The sequence below is a fragment of the Bradyrhizobium sp. LTSP857 genome (assembly GCF_000938285.1).
Taxonomy (GTDB): Bacteria; Pseudomonadota; Alphaproteobacteria; order Rhizobiales; family Xanthobacteraceae; genus Bradyrhizobium.
The window spans coordinates 185,740-192,356 of sequence record NZ_JYMS01000026.1 but is presented as its reverse complement, the minus strand read 5'-3'; the positions used below and the strand labels follow the sequence as shown (position 1 = coordinate 192,356).

Here is a 6,617-nt window from a genome sequence, read left to right as displayed (position 1 = left end):
CCTCACCCGGCTTCGCTCACGCGAAGCCACCCTCTCCCACAAGGGGAGAGGGTTTAGAAAACGGTCCCGTCGCTGATCACCTTGAGCGGCGGCGCGCCGTCGGGGCGGCGTGAAAAGGCAATGGCGCGGCCCGCAGCCCAGGTGCCGCCTTCCAGGATGCTGGCAAGCGGCAAGGACTCCGGCGTGCGGCCGAGCTTTGCGCGGACACTCCCTGCCAGCCGATCCAGCAGTGCGACGGTGAGCGCACGCCACTCGACGACGAGCAGCGAGTCCACCGCCTGCGCGCGTTCGGCATCAGCGGCATCGCGCAGGCGCAGCACCTCGTGATCGACGAACAGGCCGCCATTGCGGTATTCGGCAAGCCCGGTCAGTCCGTCGATGTCGGTCACCTCCAGGCCGGCGCGCTGGAGCGGCTCGATCAGCGAATAGCTCAGCCATTGTGACAGCTTGTGCAGGGGAACGAGGCCCGCGGTTGCGCCGTCAGCCTTGATCGCCGGATGGCGCCAGCAATCGCCGAGCGGAACGCCCGCAAGTTCAAGCCGCGACGGCCAGATCGGCCCGAGCTGGTTCAGCACTGCGGATAGGATCGCGGGCGCGGGAATAGTGCCGTTGGTTGCCTGCGCTGCGATGTGATCGAACAGTCCGCCCGGCCGTGGCGTGTCGTGCGAGCCGAAAACGTCCGGACGCTCCGCGACCAGCTGGCCCAAGCGCCGCAACAGATCCGTGCGTCCTTCGAGGCCAAGCAGAGGATTGGCATCAGTTACTTGAAAAGCGGATGTAAGCGCGGCGAGCGGCAGTTTTGCGAGCACGTCCGCATCGACCCTGAAAGGCGCACGCGCATCGCCGGAGAAAAGGCCGCCTGCAAACATGTCGAGGCTTGCAATCGCAAGCCCCTCGGATCGGCCGATGCCTTCTCCTGTCACGGCGTCGCGATAGCGCCAGGCAGCACCGGCGCCGGCATCGAGCAGCACGCTGACGATCGCAAGATCAAACTCCGCACGCGCCCGCGCCGCGCGATCCGGCCATGAGGCCGCGTCGGCAAGCCGCGCCCAGCGATCGACGCCGCCAAGCACAAAGTGCCGCCACCGCGCGTGGAAGGGAATGTCGAGCGTAGGATAGGCTTTGCGCGTGACCGCGACCACGGCATCCGCAACGCCATCCATGCGATCGAGATCGATGGTGAAATGCGTGAGCCCGCCGTTCAGGCCGATCTCGAGCATCTCGCCAGCACCCGCGCGAACCGCTGCTGCGCTGAGCAGCGAGCCGGCCTGTCGTTCCAAAGCCTCCGTCATCACTTGATCAGTATTTTTCCAGCGAACGTCCGACCACGCCGTTGACGTCCTTCTCGGGCGCAATGTCGGTCGAGTAATAGCCGGCGGCCTTCTTCGCGGCCATTTCGACGTCGGCATCGGCCGGAATGAGCTCCGGCGGGATCGGCACGCGCTCCACGATATCGATGCCCTGCGATGTCAGCGCGTCGTGTTTCATGTCGCTCATCGACAGGAAGCGGTCGATGCGCTTCAGGCCCAGCCAGTGGATGGTGTCGGGCATCAATTGCTGGAAGCGCGCATCCTGGACGCCGGCGACGCATTCGGTGCGCTCGAAATAGGCGTTGGCCGCATCGCCACCCGCCTGGCGCTTGCGCGCGTTGTAGACCAGGAATTTGGTGACCTCGCCGAGCGCGCGGCCTTCCTTGCGGTTGTAGATGACGAGCCCGAGCCCGCCCTCCTGCGCGCCGCGCGCGGATTCCTCGATGCCGTGGATGAGGTAGGGGCGGCAGGTGCAGATGTCGGAGCCGAACACGTCGGAGCCGTTGCACTCGTCATGCACGCGGCAGGTGATCTTGGTGCGATGGTCCGGCAGCTTGGTGACGTCGCCGAACATGTAGATGGTGGTGCCGCCGATCGGCGGCAGGAACACCTTCATGTCCGGCCGTGTCACCAGTTCGGGGAACATGCCGGCGGTCTGCTCGAACAGCGTGCGGCGCAGCTCAGTCTCGTTCGTGCCGAACCGCTCCGCAAGGCCCGGCAGGTACCAGACCGGATCGATTGCGATCTTCACCACCGACACGCTGCCATTGGCGTGCACGACATCGCCATCGGCGCGCAGCCGTTTTGCGGCGAGCGCCTCGCGGATCTCGGGCAGGTCGAGACGGGCACGCGTCACCGCGATGCTTGGCCGGATGTCGATGCCCTCGGCGATGTCCTTGCCGAAATTCTCGGCGACCAGATGTCCCCAGGGATCGAGCGCGACGATCTTCGCGGGATCGCGCCATTGCTCAAACGGCCCGATGGTCGCCGCGGGAAACGTGTTGGTGAGATCGGGACGCCGGATCGGATCGAGCGCGCCGGCGGAGACGGCGAGCGCCCGGTACATCGCATAGGATCCGCCATGGCTGCCGATCACGTTGCGATCCTGCGCGCGCGACACCGTGCCGATGATCGGCCCGCGGGCGCGCGCATCCGCTGCACCCCAGTGAATCGGAAAGGCAGCTTTCCGGCCCGGCTCCGGATGGGAGGTGAGGCGGATGTGGTCGGTACGGTTCGCGCGGCTCATGTCCAAGCTCCCAAAAAGCCAACGGCCCGCCGCTCGGACGGGCCTGGCTCAGTCGCGCTGCCGGCGGACACCGGCGACGCAATCCAACATATTGTAGCGGCCGACGACGACAGACAAGTTAATCGTGCGGTGCGGCCTGGCCGTTCATTGCCCATTATATGGGTATCGGCAGGCCTGATCGGAATGGCGCCCGCGCGCCGGTCGGGAGCCTTGCTGTCGATTATATCAGATTAAGTAGTTGAAATAATTAGACTTTTAGTCTCGGCGGCCGACCGACCTTGCGAGCAGCCGCCGTGCGCAGGCCAATCGCGCCATGATCTCGCCTGTCGGCAACGACGTCACCTCGGCGATCTCCCTGTAGGAGAGCGCATCGAGCTCGCGCAGGACCAGGATTTCGCGCAGGCGCCGCGGCAGGGTCTCGATGGCACAGCGAACCGCGGCCGCATCGACATCGATGCGCGCTGTAATTTTCTCCGCACCGTCGTCCGATCGGAGGACGGAAGTGCCGACCGCATCAGGTAACCGCTTGTTTGCGACTACATCATCTTGCCGATCGCGCTGCCGACGGGTGGTCAGCCATGTCCGATAGCAATTCCGCACGCCTTTCAACAACCGGGTCCGGTCTCTTCGGCCGGCGTCGATCCGACGAAATGCCGCCTGAACGATGTGCTCGGCGGCGTCCGCATCGCCGCTCAGGAAGCGCGCAAAATTATAAGCCGAATCGAGCGTTCGCATGCCGTCTCGTCCCGGAGTGACGCCGTTCTGCATCGAGTGCCTCGCGCGATCCCGTGTGGTTGTGCGCGGCTCTCTTCGTCTGAACGGCGGCCGGTCTCAATGGACGGCGCATCACCTTTCTCTGGACTCGCAATCCCCCGGGAAGCCGAATGAAATCACGGGCTTCCGTCAACACATCCCCAACGCTTCGACGAGACTTCAATGCTGCACGAACCTGAATTGATCGAGAGACCGGCCGCGACCTCGGCGGTGCAGCTCGCCAGGCGCACCCGGTTCGGCGTTTTCGAGACCGATCCGCGCAGCGGCGAGCTGATCAAGAACGGCCGCCGGGTCCGCTTGCAGGAGCAGCCGTTTCAATTGCTCTCGGCATTGCTCGACCGGCCGGGCGAGGTGGTGACGCGTGAGGAGCTGCGCACACTGCTGTGGCCGCAGACGGTGGTCGATTACGATCACGGGCTCAACAAGGCCGTGAGCAAGATACGCGAGGCGCTCGGCGATTCCGCCGAGAGCCCGCGCTTTGTCGAGACCGTGGCGCGCCGCGGCTATCGCTTCCTCGCCGATGTCACCGTCATCGAGGAGAGCCCTGTTGCGGCGCCCGAAACCGTCGCGCCTGCGCCGCAGGCCGACCATCCGGCCAGACGTGTCATCGGTTGGCGACAGGGATTTGCCGCCTCGATCGGCTTGATCCTGCTGTTGGCCGTGGCGCTGTTCATATGGCTTTACCCCTGGCATCAGGCACCGCAAGCAATCCATTCGCTCGCGGTGTTGCCGCTTGTCGATACCTCGGAAGATCCGTCGCAGGACTTTTTCGCAGACGGCATGACCGGCGAGCTGATCACGCAGCTCGGCAAGGTCAATGCGCTCCGGGTGATCTCGCGCACCTCGGCCATGACCTACAAGGGCGCGCATAAATCGCTCGCGACCATTGCGCGAGAGCTCAATGTCGATGCCGTCATCGAGGGCAGCGTGATGCGCGCGGGCGGCCGCGTGCGCATCACGGCGCAGCTCATCCATGCGCCGGACGACGGCCGCGTCTGGGCCGACAGCTATGAGGGCGATGTTCGCGACGCACTGACGCTTCAGGTCCGCGTCGCCCGCGCCGTCGCCGAGCAGGTGCGTGTGACGCTGAACCACGGCGAACGCGCCGCCTTCGAAAAGGCGCGTCCCGTCGATCCCTCGGCGTACGAAAATTATCTGAAGGGGCGCTACTTCCTGAACAAGCGCACGGGTGAGGCGCTCAAGGCGGCGATCAGATATTTCCGTCAGGCCATCGAGATCGATCGAAACTATGCCGAGGCCTATTCCGGCCTCGCGGACGCCTATGCGCTCGCCGGCGATTGGGAGTACGGCGTGCTCTCGACCACGGAGGCCTTTTCAAAGGCGACTGCGGCCGCCAGCAAGGCGCTGGAGCTCGACGGTACGCTCGGCGAAGCCCATACCTCGCTCGCCTTCGCGCTCGATCTCTACGGCTGGGATTGGGATGTCGCCGGCTCCGAATACGAGGCCGCGATCCGTCTCAATCCGAGCTACGCCACGGCGCACCATTGGTACGCCTGGCATCTGATGCTGATGGGCAAGACGACCCAGGCGCTCCAGGAATTCACCCAGGCGCAAAGCCTCGATCCGCTCTCTCTCATCATCGGCGCCGATATTGCGGATGCCCTCAGCATCAACCATGACTTCGGCGCAGCGGTTGCGCAGAGCCGCAAGACGCTCGAGCTCGATCCGGGATTTGCCGTCGGTCATTACGAGCTGGGCCAGGCCCTGGTGCAGCTCGGCCGGTTCGACGAGGCGATCGCGGCATTTCGCAAGGCGATCGAGATCTCCGGCCACAGCAGCGTGTTCGATTCCAACCTCGCCTACGCCTATGCCGTGTCCGGCCGCAAGGACGACGCCGTCAGGATCGCGACCGACATGGCAACGCAGGGTGAAATCTATCCGTCGGCGCAAGCCAACGTCGCGCTCATCTATGTCGGCCTCGGTGATCGCGACGCTGCGCTCGATTGGCTCGGCAAGGCCTATGAGGCCAGGTTCAATCCCTCGATCCTGCTGCGCCCCGCCTTCGATCCGCTCCGCAGCGATGCGCGGTTCAGGGACCTCATGCATCGCATCGGCCTGGGGTAGGCAAAGCGGCCATAATCAGACATATCGTACAGCTTCGGCCCCGTCCCGGAGTACGCCATGTCTGCCGCCAGCTACATCGACCCCCGCAATGGAAAGCTCTATCCGCTCGACCAGCCGCGCTGGTGCTCGGACGAGCGCACGCCGCTTCTGGTGACGCCGGGGGTGGGTCTGTCGCGCGAGGACATCGACGGCCGCACGCGATCGCTGTGGCGCTATCGGGCGGCGCTGCCGGTCGCGATCGCAAAACCGATCACGCTCGGCGAAGGCTGCACGCCGCTCGTACAACAGGAGTGGGGCAACCTGCGGCCGTTCTTCAAGCTCGAATGGTTCAACCCGACCGGCAGCTTCAAGGACAGAGGCTCTGCGGTCATGCTGTCCTTCCTGCGGCAGATCGGCGTCGACGCCATTCTGGAGGATTCTTCCGGCAATGGCGGCTCGTCGATGGCGGGGCTCGGTGCTGCCGGCGGCATGCGCGTGAAGATTTTGGCGCCGGCGTCGACGTCGCCGGCCAAGATCGCGCAGGTGCGCGCCTATGGCGCCACGGTGCAGCTCGTCGAGGGCCCGCGCGAGGAGTCGGAGGCCGAAGCCATTCGCCAGTCGAGCCAGACTTTCTACGCCAGCCACAATTGGCAGCCGTTTTTCCTGGAAGGCACCAAGTCGCTGGCCTATGAAATCTGGGAGGACCTCGGTTTTCACGCACCCGATAACGTCATCGTCCCCGTCGGCGCGGGCAGCAGCCTCCTGGGCTGCGCCTTCGGCTTCCGCGAGTTGTTGAAGGCGGGGCAGATTGCAAAACTGCCGCGTCTGTTCGCAGCACAGCCGCTGAATTGTTCGCCGATCGATGCAAGTTTCAAGGCCGGCGTGGATACGCCTGTCGCGCGCGAAGTGAACAAGACGATCGCCGAAGGCACCGCCATCAAGAATCCGCTGCGCCTGCGCGAGATCATCGGCGCGTTGCGCGAGAGCGGCGGTGGCACCGTTGCGCTCAGCGAAGAGGAGATCGTCGCCGCGCTACGGCGCCTTGCGCGACAAGGCCTGTTCGCCGAGCCGACCAGCGCCAGTGCGGCTGCGGCGCTGGAAAAGCTCGCCGCGGCAGGAGCGGTCAAGGCGAACGAGACCACCGTGGCCGTTCTCACGGGCACCGGGCTGAAGGCGGCAACCACCGTTGCCGATCTCGTGCAGTAGGGCAGGTCTCTTCCCCT

The 6,617-nt window shown here is 65.2% G+C and carries 5 protein-coding genes; 2 read left to right on the top strand and 3 right to left on the bottom strand.

Annotated elements, in window-relative coordinates; genetic code table 11:
- Positions 1–53: 53 nt before the first annotated feature.
- The 3 genes from UP06_RS15000 to UP06_RS14990 form a co-directional block, all read right to left on the bottom strand.
- Entirely contained in the window at positions 54–1,292 is a 1,239-nt protein-coding gene (locus UP06_RS15000) for a URC4/urg3 family protein (RefSeq protein WP_045003463.1), read from the bottom strand.
- Between the two features lie 7 nt (positions 1,293–1,299).
- Complete coding sequence (locus UP06_RS14995; RefSeq protein WP_045003462.1) at positions 1,300–2,556, bottom strand: GTP cyclohydrolase II; 1,257 nt, start codon at positions 2,554–2,556, stop codon at positions 1,300–1,302.
- A gap of 255 nt (positions 2,557–2,811) precedes the next feature.
- Entirely contained in the window at positions 2,812–3,324 is a 513-nt protein-coding gene (locus tag UP06_RS14990) for a sigma factor-like helix-turn-helix DNA-binding protein (protein WP_045003461.1), read from the bottom strand.
- A gap of 168 nt (positions 3,325–3,492) precedes the next feature.
- On the opposite strand from UP06_RS14990, the gene UP06_RS14985 reads away from it, so the two are divergent.
- Positions 3,493–5,415, top strand: coding sequence for a tetratricopeptide repeat protein (locus tag UP06_RS14985; RefSeq protein WP_050031688.1), 1,923 nt, complete (start codon positions 3,493–3,495; stop codon positions 5,413–5,415).
- A 57-nt stretch (positions 5,416–5,472) separates the two neighbouring features.
- Positions 5,473–6,600: a threonine synthase gene (locus UP06_RS14980; RefSeq protein WP_045003459.1), complete on the top strand. Its 1,128-nt coding sequence runs from the start codon at positions 5,473–5,475 to the stop codon at positions 6,598–6,600.
- Positions 6,601–6,617 lie beyond the last annotated feature (17 nt).

Excerpts from the sequence above, each read along its gene's own strand:
- UP06_RS15000 (WP_045003463.1), bottom strand. The coding sequence starts at position 1,292 with ATGACGGAGGCTTTGGAACGACAGGCCGGCTCGCTGCTCAGCGCAGCA.
- UP06_RS14995 (WP_045003462.1), bottom strand. The coding sequence starts at position 2,556 with ATGAGCCGCGCGAACCGTACCGACCACATCCGCCTCACCTCCCATCCG.
- UP06_RS14990 (WP_045003461.1), bottom strand. The coding sequence starts at position 3,324 with ATGCAGAACGGCGTCACTCCGGGACGAGACGGCATGCGAACGCTCGAT.
- UP06_RS14985 (WP_050031688.1), top strand. The coding sequence starts at position 3,493 with ATGCTGCACGAACCTGAATTGATCGAGAGACCGGCCGCGACCTCGGCG.
- UP06_RS14980 (WP_045003459.1), top strand. The coding sequence starts at position 5,473 with ATGTCTGCCGCCAGCTACATCGACCCCCGCAATGGAAAGCTCTATCCG.